This is a genomic window from Bradyrhizobium sp. NDS-1, assembly GCF_032918005.1.
GTDB lineage: Bacteria > Pseudomonadota > Alphaproteobacteria > Rhizobiales > Xanthobacteraceae > Bradyrhizobium > Bradyrhizobium tunisiense.
The window spans coordinates 123,793-139,681 of the sequence record NZ_CP136628.1 but is presented as its reverse complement, the minus strand read 5'-3'; the positions used below and the strand labels follow the sequence as shown (position 1 = coordinate 139,681).

15 protein-coding genes and 1 tRNA gene are annotated in these 15,889 nt (G+C 64.9%); 11 read left to right on the top strand and 5 right to left on the bottom strand.

Annotation, left to right across the window (positions count from 1 at the left end; all coding sequences use genetic code 11):
- Position 1: 1 nt before the first annotated feature.
- Both queG and RX330_RS00620 read right to left on the bottom strand, forming a co-directional pair.
- Positions 2-1,177: a tRNA epoxyqueuosine(34) reductase QueG gene (queG, locus tag RX330_RS00625; RefSeq protein WP_317241718.1), complete on the bottom strand. Its 1,176-nt coding sequence runs from the start codon at positions 1,175-1,177 to the stop codon at positions 2-4.
- Positions 1,126-1,818 (bottom strand): glutathione S-transferase family protein, encoded by a 693-nt coding sequence (locus RX330_RS00620; protein ID WP_317241717.1) that lies wholly within the window; start codon positions 1,816-1,818, stop codon positions 1,126-1,128. Before RX330_RS00620 ends, queG begins: the two co-directional genes overlap by 52 nt.
- A gap of 169 nt (positions 1,819-1,987) precedes the next feature.
- On the opposite strand from RX330_RS00620, the gene RX330_RS00615 reads away from it, so the two are divergent.
- The 3 genes from RX330_RS00615 to RX330_RS00605 all read left to right on the top strand — a co-directional run bounded on the left by RX330_RS00615 (position 1,988) and on the right by RX330_RS00605 (position 4,963).
- Positions 1,988-2,794, top strand: coding sequence for an undecaprenyl-diphosphate phosphatase (locus RX330_RS00615; protein WP_317241716.1), 807 nt, complete (start codon positions 1,988-1,990; stop codon positions 2,792-2,794).
- A 99-nt stretch (positions 2,795-2,893) separates the two neighbouring features.
- Positions 2,894-4,219 (top strand): FAD-binding oxidoreductase, encoded by a 1,326-nt coding sequence (locus RX330_RS00610; RefSeq protein WP_317241715.1) that lies wholly within the window; start codon positions 2,894-2,896, stop codon positions 4,217-4,219.
- A gap of 3 nt (positions 4,220-4,222) precedes the next feature.
- A complete protein-coding gene (locus RX330_RS00605; RefSeq protein ID WP_317241714.1) occupies positions 4,223-4,963 on the top strand; it encodes an SDR family oxidoreductase in 741 nt (246 codons plus the stop codon).
- A 57-nt stretch (positions 4,964-5,020) separates the two neighbouring features.
- On the opposite strand, the gene RX330_RS00600 is transcribed toward RX330_RS00605, so the two are convergent.
- Complete coding sequence (locus tag RX330_RS00600) at positions 5,021-5,986, bottom strand: complex I NDUFA9 subunit family protein (protein ID WP_317241712.1); 966 nt, start codon at positions 5,984-5,986, stop codon at positions 5,021-5,023.
- Positions 5,987-6,138: 152 nt separating this feature from the next.
- Between RX330_RS00600 and RX330_RS00595 the strand changes: the two genes are divergently transcribed.
- Positions 6,139-6,225: transfer RNA gene (locus RX330_RS00595), tRNA-Leu, on the top strand.
- A gap of 61 nt (positions 6,226-6,286) precedes the next feature.
- Here the strand turns inward: RX330_RS00595 and RX330_RS00590 are convergent.
- Positions 6,287-6,748 carry a lysozyme inhibitor LprI family protein gene (locus RX330_RS00590; protein ID WP_317241710.1) on the bottom strand — a complete coding sequence of 154 codons (462 nt, stop codon included), beginning with the start codon at positions 6,746-6,748 and terminating at the stop codon, positions 6,287-6,289.
- Between the two features lie 254 nt (positions 6,749-7,002).
- On the bottom strand, positions 7,003-8,274 hold the full coding sequence (locus tag RX330_RS00585) for an MFS transporter (RefSeq protein WP_317241709.1): 1,272 nt from the start codon (positions 8,272-8,274) through the stop codon (positions 7,003-7,005).
- 416 nt (positions 8,275-8,690) lie between these two features.
- Between RX330_RS00585 and RX330_RS00580 the strand changes: the two genes are divergently transcribed.
- From RX330_RS00580 to lptB, 7 genes are all read left to right on the top strand, one after another.
- A complete protein-coding gene (locus RX330_RS00580; protein ID WP_317241708.1) occupies positions 8,691-10,253 on the top strand; it encodes a hypothetical protein in 1,563 nt (520 codons plus the stop codon).
- A gap of 18 nt (positions 10,254-10,271) precedes the next feature.
- Positions 10,272-10,820 carry a hypothetical protein gene (locus RX330_RS00575; protein WP_317241707.1) on the top strand — a complete coding sequence of 183 codons (549 nt, stop codon included), beginning with the start codon at positions 10,272-10,274 and terminating at the stop codon, positions 10,818-10,820.
- Positions 10,821-11,017: 197 nt separating this feature from the next.
- A complete protein-coding gene (locus tag RX330_RS00570) occupies positions 11,018-12,340 on the top strand; it encodes a UbiA family prenyltransferase (RefSeq protein ID WP_317241706.1) in 1,323 nt (440 codons plus the stop codon).
- Between the two features lie 103 nt (positions 12,341-12,443).
- Positions 12,444-13,058, top strand: a complete 615-nt coding sequence (locus RX330_RS00565; protein ID WP_317241705.1) for a ribonuclease D — start codon at positions 12,444-12,446, stop codon at positions 13,056-13,058.
- 134 nt (positions 13,059-13,192) lie between these two features.
- Complete coding sequence (gene lptC / locus RX330_RS00560) at positions 13,193-13,921, top strand: LPS export ABC transporter periplasmic protein LptC (RefSeq protein WP_317241704.1); 729 nt, start codon at positions 13,193-13,195, stop codon at positions 13,919-13,921.
- 5 nt (positions 13,922-13,926) lie between these two features.
- Positions 13,927-14,646 carry an LptA/OstA family protein gene (locus RX330_RS00555; protein WP_317241703.1) on the top strand — a complete coding sequence of 240 codons (720 nt, stop codon included), beginning with the start codon at positions 13,927-13,929 and terminating at the stop codon, positions 14,644-14,646.
- 221 nt (positions 14,647-14,867) lie between these two features.
- Positions 14,868-15,875, top strand: a complete 1,008-nt coding sequence (gene lptB / locus RX330_RS00550) for an LPS export ABC transporter ATP-binding protein (RefSeq protein ID WP_212083261.1) — start codon at positions 14,868-14,870, stop codon at positions 15,873-15,875.
- Positions 15,876-15,889 lie beyond the last annotated feature (14 nt).

Genomic DNA, 15,889 nt, shown 5'->3' with positions numbered 1-15,889 from the left:
CTTAGGAAGCAGCCCGCCACTCCTCACGCACGCTCTCGTCGGGCTCGCTGTTCGCAGCGGCAGACTTCATCGCCTCGAACGCCGCCCGTTCCAGCAACTGCCCCAGCGCCCACACCGCGGCGCCACGCACCAGCGGGCTCGCATCATCGAGCAATCGCCGCGCCTCTTCTGCCAGCGCCGCATCACCCGAGTTGCCGATCGCAATCAGCACGTTCCGCAAAAACCGGTCGCGGCCGATGCGCTTGACCGGGGACTTCGTGAACAGCGCGCGAAACGCGGCGTCGTCGAGCCGCGCAAGCTCTGCAAGTCCGGGCGCGCGCAATTCGTCGCGCGCGGCGAGCTTGGCCTCGCGTCCTTCCTGCGCGAACTTGTTCCAGGGACACGCCGCAAGGCAGTCGTCGCAGCCATAGATGCGGTTGCCGATGGCCTTGCGAAACTCGCGCGGGATCGGCCCCTTGTTCTCGATGGTCAGGTACGAGATGCAGCGCCGCGCATCGAGCTTGTAGGGCGCGGGGAACGCCGCGGTCGGGCAGATGTCGAGGCAGGCCCGGCACGAGCCGCAATGATCGATCTCGGCGTCGTCGCGCGGCAGCTCCAGCGTGGTGTAGATCGCGCCGAGAAACAGCCACGAGCCGAATTCGCGCGAGACGAGGTTGGTGTGCTTGCCCTGCCAGCCCAGATGCGCGGTTTGCGCCAAGGGCTTCTCCATCACCGCCGCGGTGTCGACGAACACCTTCACCTCCGACGGCGCGGTTGCGACCAGCCAGCGGGCCAGCGCCTTCAGCCGCTTCTTGATGAGGTCGTGATAGTCGTCGCCCTGCGCATAGACCGAGATCGCCGCGCGTGTGCGCTGCTTGAGGACCGCGAGCGGATCGGAGGCGGGACCGTAATTGACGCCAAGCATTATGACGCTGCGCACGTCACTCCACAGCCCGCGCGGATCGACGCGGCGCTCCGGCTGGGCGGCGAGCCAGTCCATGTCGCCGTGACCGCCCGAGGCGATGAATTCGAGGAAGTATTTTCCGGCGTTCTCGATCGTACCGGGTCGTGTGACGCCGATGCAATCGAAGCCGAGCGCGCGCGCTTCGCGCGCAAGTGCCGTTTTCAGTGCAGTCGGATCGGAGCTCAGAAATCCAGGTCCACGTAGGTCCGCGACGCCGGCACGCCGGCCAGCCATTCGCTCAGCAGCGGACGGAACGACGGGCGGGACTTCACCCGCGCGTACCACGCCTTTGCTGAATCGTCCTCGCTCCATGGCACGTCGCCCAGATAGTCGATCGCCGAGAGGTGCGCCGCGGCGGCGAGATCCGCGTAAGTGAGGCGGTCGCCGGCGAGGAAATTACGCGTCTGCGCCAGCCAGCCGATATAGGCCAGATGATAGCGCACATTGGCCTTGGCGGCACGCATCACGTCGGCCGAAGGTGGCCCGCCGCCGTTCTCCTCACTCATGAAGCGCTTGTAGATGCGTTCGGTGACGAGAGGGTGCGAGACCTCCTCGAAGAACTTTTCGTTGAACCACGCCATCAACCGGCGCACCTCGACGCGCTCGGAGATCGTTTCCGGCATCAGGCGCTTGGGTCCCATCTCGGCACCATAGGCCTCGTCGACATATTCGGCGATGATCGCCGCACCCGGGATCGGCGGCTGCTCGTCGTCCACCATCACGGGCGTCGTGCCGGCCGCGTTGAGCAACAGAAACGCCTCTCGCCGCTCCCAGCTGCGCTCTTCGACCAGTTTCAGGTCGAGCCCGTATTCGCCCGCGATCAGACGGATGAAGCGCGAATGCGGACAGAACGGATGATGAAACAGCGTAAACATGAAGCCTTTGACTATTTGATGGTGCTTAAGAATCCATCAATGTTTGTGCGGCGCCACACTAGTCCTTCAAAACCGCGAAGCAAGAGCGTGATGTCGCATTTTGCGATTGCGGCATGGGGGCGAATAGGCGAGAAGGGCCCCGCTTTTCCAGCCGAAATGGACCGTAAATATGTCAGATGCAGTACGGGCAGTGATCCTCGGCATCATCGAGGGCGTGACCGAGTTCCTTCCCGTGTCCTCGACCGGCCACCTCTTGCTTGCGGAGCGGTTCTTCCATCTCGGTGAAGGCGCCTTCTGGGATTCGTTTACGGTCCTGATCCAGCTTGGCGCGATCCTCGCCATCGTAGGGCTCTATTTCCGCAAGCTGTGGGATGTCGTCATCGGCGTATTCACGGGTGATGCCTATGCGCGCCGGTTCGTGATCGGCGTGCTGGTGGCGTTCCTGCCGGCCGTGATCGTCGGCCTCGTCGCCGGCAAGTACATCAAGCTCCTGCTGTTCAACCCGTGGGTCATCTGCTTCACGCTGATCGTCGGTGGCGCCATCCTGCTCTGGGTCGACAAGCTCGACCTCAAGCCGCGCGAGCATGAGGCCACCAGATTTCCGCTGCTGATGTACCTCTATATCGGTATCGCGCAGTGCGTGGCGATGATCCCGGGCGTCTCGCGTTCCGGAGCCAGCATTGTGGCGGCGATGCTGCTCGGTGCCGACAAGCGCGCGGCGGCGGAGTTTTCCTTCTTCCTCGCCATTCCCACCATGATCGGTGCGTTCGCCTACGATTTCTACAAGAGCCGCGCCGACATGACGATGGATCACATCAACATCGTCGTGATCGGCTTCGTGGTCTCGTTCATCACCGCGATCATCGTCGTGAAGACGTTTCTGACCTATGTCACCCGGCACGGCTTCGTGGTGTTCGCCTGGTGGCGCGTCATCGTCGGCACGCTCGGGCTGATCGCGCTGGCGCTGGGGCGTTAACTTCTCGAAAACTTCCTCGCGCCTTCAACGCAAAATAAGCTTTTGATCGCTAGTCAGTCTCCATCGCCGGGCGGCGCGCGCCCGCACAGGAGCTGAGCCATGACCCTCGTCAGCGGCTGGGGGCGCTTCCCGGTCGTCGATAGCGACCTGCTGCGGCCGCGCTCGTTCGCGGCGGTCGGCGAGGCTGTCGCGGCCGGCACGGTCGCGCGCGGCAACGGCCGCGCCTATGGCGATGCCGCGATCGGTGCTGTCAGGACCGTCGCGATGACCGGCTTCGACCGGGTCAGGTCGTTCGATCCGGTGACGGGCCGCATTCGCCTGGAGGCCGGCGTGCTGCTGTCGGACCTGATCGACACTTTTGGCCCGCGCGGCTTCCTGCCTTTCGTCGTACCCGGCACTCGCTTCATCTCGATCGGCGGCGCCATCGCGTCCGACGTGCACGGCAAGAACCATCATTGCGAGGGCGGCTTCGGCCGCTATGTCGACAGCCTGTTGTTGCGCACCGGACAGGGTGAGGTCATCGAGGCCTCGCGCGAGCAGAACTCCGACGCCTTCTTCGCGACCGTCGGTGGCATGGGCCTGACCGGCATCGTGCTGGAAGCGACGGTGCGGCTGCGGCGGGTCGACACCGGATGGATCCGCGAGCGGGTGATCTCCGCGTCCGATCTCGATGCGGCGATGCGCGCGCTCGAGGCGAGCGATGACGCGACCTATTCGGTGGCCTGGATCGACTGCGTGGCACGCGGGCGCGATCTCGGCCGTTCGCTGATCTATCTCGGCGAGCATGCTGGCAAAGACGAGCTGGCGGACGGCGCCGATGCATTTCCGGTGGGCAAGGATCCCGGCCTCAGCGTGCCCGTTGATCTGCCGTCGATGGCCTTGAACCGCACCAGCGTCCGCGCCTTCAACGAGCTGTATTACCGCATGGGCGCGCGGCGCGCCGGTGGCAGCCATGTGGTCTCGCTCTATCCGTATTTCTTTCCGCTCGACGGCATCGGTGGGTGGAATCGCATCTATGGCAAGCGCGGCTTCCTCCAGCATCAATGCGTGATCCCGGAATCTGGCGCGCGCGCCGTGCTCGGCGAGATCCTCGATCGCGTCGCACGGCGCGGCGATGCGTCCTTCCTCGCCGTGCTCAAGAAGCTCGGCCAGGGCGACGGTATCCTGTCGTTCCCGCTGCCCGGCTACACGCTGTCGCTGGATTTCCCGATGAAGGGCGACATCCTGAATTTCCTCGACGTGATCGATCGTCTGGTCGTCGCCGCCGGTGGACGGCTGTATCTGGCGAAAGACGCACGTCAGTCGCGCGCGACCTTCGAGGCCGGCTATCCTGCCCTGCAGCGTTTCAACGCGATCCGCAAATCGCTCGATCCCGCCGGCAACATCCGATCGAAACTTTCACAGCGTCTGTTCGATGAGGTCTAGGCCGTGACATCACGCAAGTCTGTATTGGTGCTCGGTGGCTCCTCCGACATCGGCCGCGCCGCGGCGCGCGCTTTTGCCAAAGCCGGATACGATGTCGGCCTCGCGGGCCGCGATGTCGCCGCGCTGGAGCCTGACGCCGCCGATCTGCGCGCGCGCTACATTGTCGAGGTAGGTCTCTACAAATTCGACGTGCTCGACACCGCCTCGTTCGAAAGCTTTGTCGGTAGCCTTCCGGCATTGCCGGACGTCGTCGTCTCGATCGTCGGATTGCTCGGGACGCAGGAGAATGCCGAGAGCGACCTTGCCCACGCCACCGCGATCATGCGCTCGAACTACGAAGGGCCCGCGCTGATCCTCGGCCTGTTCGCGGAAAGATTCCTGGCGCGCGGCAGCGGGACGCTGGTCGGCGTGTCGTCCGTGGCCGGCGATCGCGGCCGGGCCTCGAACTATGTCTACGGTTCGGCCAAGGCCGGCTTCTCCGCGTTCCTCTCCGGCTTGCGCGCCCGCGCCAGCCGCGGCGGCGTGCACGTCGTCACCGTCAAGCCCGGGTTCGTCCGCACCAGGATGACGGAGGGCATGAAGCTGATCGGCCCGCTCACGGTGGAGGCGCCGGTGGTCGGTGATGCGATCCTGAACGCCGTCGAGAACAAGAACGACGTCGTCTATGTCAGCGGCAAATGGCGCCTCGTGATGCTGATCATCAAGGCGCTGCCGGAAGCGGTGTTCAAGAAGCTGAAGTTTTGACGCCGTAGCCAGGCAGCGCGGAGCGCTCCCTCTCCCGCAAGCGGAGAGGTGAGAACCTCACGCGCTCTTGCGCTGGAACTGGCCCTGCGGGCGGAAGCGCCAGAGATATTGCGGAGCGATCGCTTCCAGCGAATCCGGCGTGATCCCGAGCCCTTCCAGCGTCAGGCTTGCTGCCTTGGCCGCGTCCGACACGACATTGTCGCGCTCCAGCATCGTGACCTGGTCCGGCGTCAGCTTGAACGCGCCCGGCGCGAATTGCAGGAAAGCGGCCTTGAAGCGGGCGAGGCCGAACGGCAGCGGCACCAGCATCCGCTCGCGGTCGGTGATCTCGAGGATGGTCTCGATGATCTCGCGCATCGTCAGCACCTCGGGCCCGCCGAGCTCGTAGGTCGCGCCCGCGACGGCCTTGCCGTCGACAGCCTCGGCGATCGCGGTGGCGACGTCGCCGACATAAACCGGCTGCATCCTGGTATCGCCGCCGACCAGCGGCAGCACCGGCGACATCCGGGCGAGCGCCGCAAAGCGGTTGGTGAACTGGTCTTCCGGCCCGAACATCACGGAGGGGCGGAAGATCGTCGCCGACGGTACCGCGGCCCTGACCGCCGCCTCGCCGGCCGCCTTGGCCTTGGCGTAGTGGGAGGGCGATTCGGCGTCGGCGCCGATTGCGGAGACATGGACCAGCTCGGCGCCGGCCGCGGCCGCCGCTTTGGCGACGGTCTCGGCCCCCCGGGCCTGGACCGCGTCGAAGGTCTGCGCGCCGCTCTCGGTCAGGACGCCCACGAGGTTGATGACCGCATGCGAATCACGCAGCGCCGCCTCGACCGAGGCCGGGTAGCGCAAATTGGCTTGCACGGTATGGACCTGTCCGACCTTGCCGGAGGGCTGGAGGTAGCCGGCGAGTTCCGGCCGCCGCACCGCGACCCGGACCCGGTAATCCCGCTTGCACAGGGCACGGACGACATTCCGGCCCAAAAACCCCGATCCGCCGAAAACCGTGACGAGAGTTTCCAGATTCGATGCCATGGGAGCCGTTCCTGCGGAAAAAAGCGTGCGTCTGTCAGGCTTGTATCGGGCCGGTTTGCGATGCGCAATCGGCATCCCGAACCGGGCTGCAAGCATGAATTGACAACGGCGTCACCGAACCGTAGTAACCGCCTCCGTGCCCCAAACGGCATGCCCAGGTGGTGGAATTGGTAGACGCGCTGGCTTCAGGTGCCAGTGGCTTAACGGCCGTGAAGGTTCGAGTCCTTTCCTGGGCACCATCTTTGCCTTAGATCCCTCCCGAAATCTGAGGGTTGGTGGGTCCGCGGTCCAGGATCCCTCTCAGTGCTCGCTCACCGCAGCGCCGAGCTTGATCAGGCTCAGCGCGTGGTTCGCGGTCTCGCGCAGGCGGCAGTAACTCGCGCCGCCCTTGTACATGCCGGGATCGACTTTGTCGAAGGCCGCGCAGAAGCGATCACGCGAGGCGGCGAAAGTTTTCTGGGATTCCTCAGCGGCCTTGATCACATCGGTGAACCCGCCGGCCTTGACCCTCTTGAGCGCCTCACTTGTTTTCTGCGTCCAAACGGCGAGTTCGCGCGCCGCGCAGGCTTTCCATTTGGCGACGTCGTCATTCGCGCCATCTGCCGCCTTGATGCAGGGGTCGGCGACGAGCCCGACGCACGCGCCGCCGAAACCGCCGGTTTTCTCCGCGGTCTTCAGGCAGCCATCGATCACTGCAAGTTCGGCTGGCGCGGCGCCCTGGGCGAAAGCCATCGATGCGAGCGGGAGGCTTGCGGCGAGCATCGCGGCGGCAAGTTTGAGCTTCATTGGACAACGCCCTCTTCGATCAATGCCTGCGAATGCGTCTTGACCCGACTTACGAGGTTTTCGACCAATAGGTGATACATGCAACTTTGGTCATGGAAGGCGCTGCGTTGGTTCACCTGAATGTGGAACAGGATTAGATCTGCAATGTGGAACAGGATTAGATCTGCCTTAGACCGATAGAGATGGCGCTCTCGTCGCACGCGCGGGACGGGTACCTGAGGACCGTCCCCTCACACCATCCTCTTCCCTGCCCGCTCCGCCACCGCCTTCTGCACAAAATACATCATCACCAGCGTGACCATCGTCGTCGTGACGACGACGTAGCCGATCCGGTCGAAATGGATCAGCGCGCCGTCGGGCCCTTGCGCGATGATCGCGCCGGCGAGCACCGAGCCGAGCCCGCCGGAGAGCTGCTGGAGCGAGGCGCTGACCGCGCTGAATGAGCCGCGCTGGGTGGAATCGGGGATCGCCGACATCAGCGCCTGCGACGGGATCATCCGTGAAAAGATGCCGATGAACATCAGCACGTTCACGATGATCGCGGTCGTGAGTGAGACGGGACCGAGACGGGTGTAGATCAGCACCATGATGACGGTCATCACGCAGCCGAACACGAAGGTCGGATATTTGCCGAACGCATCGCTGGCCCTGCCGACCAGCGGTCCCGTGACGATGCTGAACAGGCCGGAGACGAGATAGATCGTCGGCAGATGCGTGATGTCGATGCCGAGATTGTGCACGGTGAAGGCGCTGGAGAACGGCATCAGCATGTATCCGCCGGTCGCCAGCAATGTCGTGACGGCGAAGGCCAGCGTATAGCGCGGCTCACCGATCGTCGCGACCAGGTGGCGAAACGGGTTTCTGTCCTGCCTCAGCTTCAGATGCGCATCGACCGGCTCCATCGCGAACGCGATGATGACGATCGCCGCGATCGACACGATGACGATCGCGATGAAGCAGACATGCCAGCTCCAGTGATTGGCGAGAAACAGCCCGGCCGGAATGCCGAGCACCTGGCTCGCGGCAAATGCGGTCTGGATGAAGCCCATCACGCGGCCGCGTAGATGCAGCGCGAACAAATCGGTGACGATGGCCAGCACGACGGAGCCGACTACGCCGCCGAACAACCCGGTCACGATCCGGCCGATCAGCAGCACATGGTAGTTCGGCGCCGCTGCGCACAGCATGGTGCCGAGCGTGAAGCCGACATAGAAGAACAGCAGCAGGCGCTTGCGGTCGAAGCGATCGGCGAAGCCCGCGGCCAGCACCCCCGAAATGCCCGCACTGAACGCGTAGGCCGACACCGCGATGCCGAATTGCCCGGCCGTGATGTCGAGCGCGGGCATCAGGATGGCGCCGAGCGGCGACATGATGATGAAGTCGAGGATGATGGTGAACTGCGTGAACGCGAGCAGCGCAATGAGAAGCGCCTGATAGCGGGAGAAGCCGCGCGGGCGTTTCGATGGGTCGTCGATCGGCGCAGCGAGCGTCTGTTCGGTCATGGGTCTCGATTCGTCCGGAGCGGGGAGAGAAACTGGCAGATGGGGTGGGCCGGCACGATTTTCACGGGTTGGATAGCTCTCATCCCGCCGGAAACCTGAACTCGCGCCGGCTTGTGGGATCCGGGCAACAGCCCCCGCCCGACGAGCCGTCCGGCTTCTTTGCCAGAAGAGAGTGCGCGGATTGAGAAGCCGAGCGCACCGCCCGCACCCCATGAACATGGGGGGACTGAATGCCGCGCGGTCCGCCGCGCATCGGCGTCTTCCCAAGGCCATGGCCCGCATGCTTTGAATGTCGCGTGCCCCGGAAGCGTCAATCGCATTTACGCTGTGGTGGCCGCGGCTGGAAATGACGGCGGTCTTCGTTCTTCGCGCCACTTGCCGGTCGCAAGGTTGGAAGACGGGGTGGGGGGACCAACATGATGATTTCGTTGCGCGCGCGAATCGCCGCCTGTCTCGCGACGGCATTGCTTGCCGCGATCGCGGTCTGTGCCGGCGCGCCGCAAGCCCGGGCCCAGTTCATCTGCGTGGATGGTACCTTGTCCGATCAAGGCGCCAGTGCGGCCGGCTCTGCAGGCAATTTTGCCTGCGGGCCCTCCGCCTCCGCTCCGGGTGCGGGTAGCAACAACTCCGCGATCGGGAGCGGCGCTTACGCTGACGGAAATGCCAGCAGCAATATTGCCGTCGGTTCCGCCAATGCCAGCGGCCACAGCAGCTCCAATACCGCGACGGGAAACAATGCCAACGCCAGCGGCAACAACAGTTTCAACAGCGCGACCGGAGCGGGAGCCATTGCCAGCGGTGAAGCCAGCAAAAACATGGCGTCCGGAAATAACGCGCAAGCCAGCGGTGACAACAGTACCAATATCGCGGCCGGCGCGGGCGCCAACGCCAGCGGCAACAACAGCGGCAATCTTGCGTCCGGGCTGACCGCCCTAGCCAACGGAGACAACAGCAGGAACGTCGCGACAGGGCGCAGTTCCAATGCCTCCGGCAACAACAGCAGAAATGTTGCGACCGGGTTTGTCGCCAGGGCTTACGGGGACGCCAGCGCCAACACCGCGACGGGGACCAACGCCAACGCCTTCGGCAACGGCAGCGGCAACATTGCGACCGGCCCCAACTCCAACGCGACCGGCGACAACAGCTTCAATATCGCGACCGGCGTGAATACCAACGCGAGCGGGACCGGAAGCAACAACGTCGCCACCGGCAACGCCGCCGTCGCATTTGGCACCAACAGCTTCAACACGGCGACCGGCTATCTGGCGAATGCCAGCGGCTCCAACTCCGGGAATATCGCGAACGGGGCGCTATCCAATGCCAGCGGGACCGGCAGCTTCAACATTGCGGTCGGAAACGGCGCCAAGGCGAACGGAAACGGTGTTGCAAACACCGCGGTAGGCAACGGCGCCAACGCCACCGGCGCGAATTCGTCGGCGTTCGGCAATGGCGCATCGGCAACCTTCGCGAATGCCACAGCGATCGGCAATGGCGCAACCGCGACGCGCGCCAACCAGCAGGTCTACGGGACGGCGAGCAACACCTACACGATGTCAGGCGTTACCTCGGCAGCGAGCGCGGCCGCGCAGTCCGGGCCGGTGCAGCTCGTCACGACGGACGCTGCCGGCAATCTCGCCGCCACCTCGCTCGGTGCGCTCGGGTTTGCGAGCCCTGCGGATATCGCGGGCATCAACAGCCAGCTCGCGAGCATCAATGCCCGCCTCAACGACCTCGACGGCAGGACCGGCAAGGCGATCAACGGTGTCGCGATGGCCTTTGCGATGTCCGGCTCGCCGTGGCTGATGCCGTCCGAGAAGATCGCGATGAGCATGAACTGGGGAACGTTCCAGAACACCAATGCGCTCTCCATGAGCGCGGCGCTGCGCGTCAGCGAGCACGTGCAGGCCAGTGGCGGGCTGACCTATGGCACGAATGGCGGCGGATTAGGCGGCCGCGTCGGCATGCGCGTCGGCTGGTGAAGGTAGCAGGGCCGTTCCATGCAATTGATTGCGCGAGCTCTGATCGCACTGGCGCTGCTGCTGTCCTGTGCGAATGACAGGGCGATGGCTCAGCAGAAGACGCCCGAGCCGGCCCCGGCGCAATCGTCGCTGCCGGTCACGCTGGAGAAGGCACTCTACCTGATCCGCTCGACGCTGCTCACGCTCAACGATGCCAACCGCACCGGTAACTACACGGTGCTGCGCGACCTCGCCGCGCCCGACTTCCAAGCGCGCAACACCGCCGCCGATCTCGGGCTGAACTTTCTCGACCTGCGGCGCCGCAACTTCGATCTCTATGGTGCGGCACTGCTGGCGCCGCAATTCAGCGAGGCGCCGGCGCTCGATCAGCGCGGAATGCTGCGCCTTGCAGGCTACATTCCGACCCGGCCGCAGCAGATCCAGTTCGATCTCACGTTTCAGGTCGTGGGCGGGCAATGGCGTCTGTTCGCGATCGCGATCGCGACGCCGGAATCCGCAGCGGCGCAGCCGCAAGCCCAGGTGGCGCCCGTCAAGCCAGCCGCGCCTGCGCAAAAGAAGGTGCAATGATCGTTTGCTTGGGCCTATCTCATTGATAAAGCTGCATTTGTCGCCGAGCTGACGGGCGCCCCAAAACCGTGTTTCCGCTGCTCCTGCAGCCCCGATTAAGCCGCCCTTAGCGAATGCCCGCTAGGCTCGCGGCCGTCCATTTCCCTGCTCCCCCCGGCTGAATGCCGTCATGTTGAGGTCACCAGAAGCGCTTTCGGATGGAGCAGCCTGCCCGGCAATACGATTCTAGCGCATCGACCCCGTCGGCAACCCCGGCGGCTGCGCGGACGCTCGTCATCGATCTCGAAGGCGCCTTGCTGCGCTCGGAGCTGCTGATGGAAGCGCTCTTCAGCCGGCCCGCCCTCATGCTCGCCCGCTTCGGTGCCGGTGGACGACCGGGCATGGCGGCGCTCACCGATATCCTGGCGCGGGCCGAGATCGACTACGCCCATCTGCCCTATGATTCCGACGTGCTGAACCGGGCGCTGGCGGCGCGGGCGCGGGGCGGGAAGATCTACCTCGTCGCGGATCGTTTCGCCGAGCACGCCGCCGGCATCGCGACGCATCTCGGTTTTGATGGCGTCGTCACCCCGGCCGATCTCGCTGCGGGCAGCCTGCCGTTCGATCGTGCCTCCATCGAGCACGTCGAAAACCGCGATAGAAGCAGAGCCAGCCTCAAGACCTGGGCCAAGGCGCTGCGCGTCTATCAATACGCCAAGAACACGCTGGTGTTCGTGCCTGTCATCACCGCGCATCAGCTGAACCTTGCCAGCTTCGGCTCCGCGATGCTGGCGTTCCTGGCGTTCTCGGCCTGCGCGTCGGGCGCCTATCTGATGAACGATCTGCTCGATCTCGCCGCCGACCGGCAGCATCCGACCAAGCGCCATCGCGCGCTCGCGGCCGGCGACTTGCCGATCTCGTCCGCGTTGCTCGCGATCCCCGCGCTGTGGCTGTTCGCGGCCGCAGCCGCCCTCTGCATCTCGCCGCTGTTCCTCGGCGTGCTCTGCGCCTATCTCGCCACGACGATCGCCTATTCGCTCGTGCTCAAGCGCAAGATGCTGGTCGACATCGTCACGCTCGCCGGTCTCTACACGCTTCGCATCGTGGCCGGCGCGGTCGGCGTCGGCGTGGTGCTCTCGGAATGGCTGCTGATCTTCTCGCTGTTCGTGTTCACCTCGCTGGCGCTGATCAAGCGCTTCAGCGAGCTCAGCATGCGCGAGAGCGCGGGCCTCGCCGATCCCTCCAACCGCGACTATCGCGTCACCGATCTGCATGTCATCGGCGCGATGGCGGCGGCGAGCGCAATGAACGCGGTGACCGTGTTCTCGCTCTACGTCTCCTCGAGCGCGGTGACGCCGCTGTACAGCCGGCCCTGGATGCTGTGGCTGCTCAACCCGCTGCTGCTCTACTGGTTCGGCCGCGCCCTGATGATGGCGCATCGCCGCGAGATGCCGGATGATCCAATTCTCTACACCTTCCGTGACGGCGCCAGCCGGATCACGGTCGCGGCGATGATCTGCATCATGCTGGCCGCGATCTGACCGAGCCGTGCTTGCGCGGCCCGCCGGCAATGGCTACATCGCGGGCAATCCGAATTCGCTATTGTGCCGAAGCAACCGATTCGACCCGAGGTTTTGAAACGCCATGACCGTACGCCTGCACCGCGGCGACCTGCCCGACTTGTCCCGCTACACCGGAGCGGTGGCGATCGATACCGAGACCATGGGGCTGAACCCGCACCGTGACCGGCTTTGCGTGGTGCAGCTCTCGCCGGGTGACGGCAGCGCCGACGTGGTGCAGATCCCCAAGGGCCACACCGACGCGCCGAACCTGAAGGCGCTGCTGGCCAATCCCGCCAACACCAAGATCTTCCACTTCGCGCGGTTCGACGTCGCGGTGCTGTACCAGACGTTTGGCGTCATGACCGGGCCGATTTACTGCACCAAGATCGCCTCCCGCCTGACCCGCACCTATACCGACCGCCATGGCCTCAAGGACCTCGTGCGCGAGGTGCTCAATGTCGATCTCTCCAAGCAGCAGCAATCCAGCGATTGGGGTTCCGACAGCCTGACCGAGCCGCAGCTCGCTTATGCCGCCTCGGACGTGCTGCATCTGCATGCCCTGCGCGAGCGGCTCGATGCCATGCTGGTGCGGGAAGGTCGCACCCAGCTTGCCAAGGCCTGTTTCGACTTCCTGCCGACCCGTGCCCTGCTCGACCTCGGGGGCTGGGCGGAGGAGGACATTTTCGCGCACTCCTGAAGCCTCCTGGAGGGAGTTGTCGCCGCGTTTCGGACACTTTCATAACAGCCTGTCGCGGGCTGCATATTTTGGCGCGGACGGGTACAATAGGGCGCCCTTTAACCGGATCAGGCGAGCGACACCCCAGGAACCCCGTGAATTCGGCCCATAATCCCACCTACGACGCCGCGCTTGCGGCGAAGTTTGCCAGCGCGGCGCGCCACAGCCGCCTGGTGCGGATTCTACGCGTCTCGGTGCCGGCGACGGTGGTCGTGGCCATGGCGGTGATCATCTACATCGCGTTCTTCAACAAATTCCGGATGCCGGAGCTGCCGCTCACGGTCGAAAACATGGTGGTGTCGGGCACCAAGATCACCATGGAGTCGCCGCATCTTTCCGGCTTCACGCCGGACCAGCGCCCCTACGAGCTCTGGGCCAAGACCGCGACCCAGGACGTCACCGCCCCCGATCGTGTCGATCTCAAGGACCTGCGCGCGAAAGTGCTGATGGAGGATCAATCCACCCTGTTCCTCGATGCCCGCACCGGCCGCTTCGACAACAAGAAGCAGCAGCTCGATCTGCACAAGGACATCTTCCTGCGGACGTCCACCGGCTACGAGGCGCGGCTGAACTCCGCCTTCGTCGACATGAACAAGGGCACGGTCTCCTCGGACGAGCGCGTCGACGTCAAGCTGACCAACGGCACGCTGACCGCGGATAAATTGCGCATCACCGAAGGCGGCGACGTCATCCGCTTCGAAGGCAATGTGGTGATGCATCTGGACAAGCTCGATGAGCCCGCCGCCGCGCAGCCTGCGCCATCCGAGCCCGCGCCGCCGGCGAAGACACGTACGCCTCAGAACAAGTCTGCCAATTCAAAGTGATTTTCATGCCCGGCTTTTTTTCGCGCGACCTCAATCAGCGGAGCGCCATTCTTGGTGCGGCGATCGGCGTCGCGTTGGCCGCGACGGGTGCGGCGCGTGCGCAAGGCGCCATGCAGGCTCCGCCCAACGCGATGCAAGGCTTTACGCAGAACCGCGATCAGCCGATCCAGATCGAGGCCGCCGCGCTCGAGATGCACGACAAGAAGAAGGAGGCGACCTTCTCCGGCAACGTGAAGGTCATCCAGGGCGACACCACCATGACCTCGAAGACGCTGGTGGTGTTCTACGACTCGGGTGGCGGTGACAAGCCGGCCACGGCCCAGCCTGCGGCCAAGGGGACCAAGGGCGCCCCGATGCAATCGGCGCAGCCGGGACCCGGCGGAAGCTCCTCGATCAAGCGGCTCGAGGCGCGGGGCAACGTCGTGGTCACCCAGAAGGATCAGGTGGTGACGGGCGAAACGGCCGTGTTCGACACCAGGACCAACCTCATCACCATGTTCGGCGGCGGCTCCGGTCAAGTGGTGATGACACAGTGCAAGAACGTGATGCGCGGCGACCGGCTGAAGGTCGATATGACGACCGGCGTGTCTCGCGTGGAGTCGGACACCGGTCGGGTTCAGGTCCTGCTGCCACAGGGTGCTGGCAGTGATTGCGGCCAGGGGGGGCAAGGCAAGCCCGGCGGGGCGCCGCCTCTGCAATTGCCCGGTGCAAGTAAACCGAAATGAACTCAATGGCTTGGTTCGGATGCGACCGAACCGAGGTTGAAGCTTGGCCGGCGAGACTGTATCTAGCGCGCAGGGCTTTCGAAGCGGGGTCCGCCGCTTTTGGGCGTGTTTCACTGGGCATGAGGCATCCCTTCACTCATGCTGCATCGGCGAATCGAAAGGCCGCTGCGGCAGATCGCGCGAATTCGCGCAGGATCGTCGCGAAAGGCTAGAAGGCGGGGATGGTCGATCTCTTCAGCATGTTCCGTCGGCGCCCCGCCAAGCGCGGCCGGCCAGGATTTGCGCGTCAGGACATCACCGCGCTCGGTGACAGCGTCGGCGGGCTCGTGACCAGCCCGATCCGGGACGTGTCGCCGACGGCCCGTGACCAGGCGCTGCACGCGCCCGACCAGTTCCAGGGTGACTATCAGGACGACTATCAAGCGGAGCCGCGGCCGCAGGCGGTTCACCCTGTCAGGGCTGCCGCCAGGTCCAATGGCGCGGACGCACCGCAGCTCCTGAAGCGTCCGGGCTTCCTGGCTGTGCATGGCGTGAAAAAGGCTTTTGGCAGCCGTCAGGTCGTGCGTGGCGTCAGCATCTATGTGCGGCGCGGCGAAGCGGTCGGCCTGCTCGGCCCGAACGGCGCCGGCAAGACCACCGTGTTCTACATGATCACCGGCTTGATCAAGGCCGATCACGGCGCGATCGAGCTCGACGGCCACGACGTCACCAAGCTGCCGATGTATCAGCGCGCGCGGCTCGGGATCGGCTATCTGCCGCAGGAAGCCTCGATTTTCCGCGGCCTCACCGTCGAGCAGAACATCCGTGCGGTGCTCGAAGTGGTCGAGCCCTCGCGCAAGAAGCGCGAGCAACAGCTCGACTCGCTGCTCGACGAGTTCAACATCACACGGCTGCGAAAATCGCCGTCGATCGCGCTGTCCGGCGGCGAGCGGCGCCGCGTCGAGATCGCGCGTGCGCTGGCGACGCGTCCGAACTACATGCTGCTCGACGAGCCCTTCGCCGGCATCGACCCGATCGCGGTCGGGGACATCCAGGATCTCGTCCGCCATCTCACCAATCGCGGCATCGGCGTGCTCATCACCGACCACAATGTCCGCGAGACGCTCGGCCTCACCGACCGCGCCTATATCGTCTATGCCGGCGAAATCTTGACCGAGGGGAGCCCGGATGAGATCGTCGCCGATCCGGACGTGCGCCGCCTTTACCTTGGCGAGGAATTCCGCCTCTAGCCCGTTTTTGTGTT

Coding starts and splice junctions, on each gene's coding strand:
- queG (WP_317241718.1), bottom strand. CDS start 1,177: ATGGCTGGCCGGCGTGCCGGCGTCGCGGACCTACGTGGACCTGGATTT.
- RX330_RS00610 (WP_317241715.1), top strand. CDS start 2,894: ATGACCCTCGTCAGCGGCTGGGGGCGCTTCCCGGTCGTCGATAGCGAC.
- RX330_RS00615 (WP_317241716.1), top strand. CDS start 1,988: ATGTCAGATGCAGTACGGGCAGTGATCCTCGGCATCATCGAGGGCGTG.
- lptB (WP_212083261.1), top strand. CDS start 14,868: ATGGTCGATCTCTTCAGCATGTTCCGTCGGCGCCCCGCCAAGCGCGGC.
- RX330_RS00580 (WP_317241708.1), top strand. CDS start 8,691: ATGATGATTTCGTTGCGCGCGCGAATCGCCGCCTGTCTCGCGACGGCA.
- RX330_RS00565 (WP_317241705.1), top strand. CDS start 12,444: ATGACCGTACGCCTGCACCGCGGCGACCTGCCCGACTTGTCCCGCTAC.
- RX330_RS00585 (WP_317241709.1), bottom strand. CDS start 8,274: ATGACCGAACAGACGCTCGCTGCGCCGATCGACGACCCATCGAAACGC.
- RX330_RS00590 (WP_317241710.1), bottom strand. CDS start 6,748: ATGCTCGCCGCAAGCCTCCCGCTCGCATCGATGGCTTTCGCCCAGGGC.
- RX330_RS00555 (WP_317241703.1), top strand. CDS start 13,927: ATGCCCGGCTTTTTTTCGCGCGACCTCAATCAGCGGAGCGCCATTCTT.
- RX330_RS00570 (WP_317241706.1), top strand. CDS start 11,018: ATGGAGCAGCCTGCCCGGCAATACGATTCTAGCGCATCGACCCCGTCG.
- RX330_RS00600 (WP_317241712.1), bottom strand. CDS start 5,986: ATGGCATCGAATCTGGAAACTCTCGTCACGGTTTTCGGCGGATCGGGG.
- RX330_RS00575 (WP_317241707.1), top strand. CDS start 10,272: ATGCAATTGATTGCGCGAGCTCTGATCGCACTGGCGCTGCTGCTGTCC.
- RX330_RS00620 (WP_317241717.1), bottom strand. CDS start 1,818: ATGTTTACGCTGTTTCATCATCCGTTCTGTCCGCATTCGCGCTTCATC.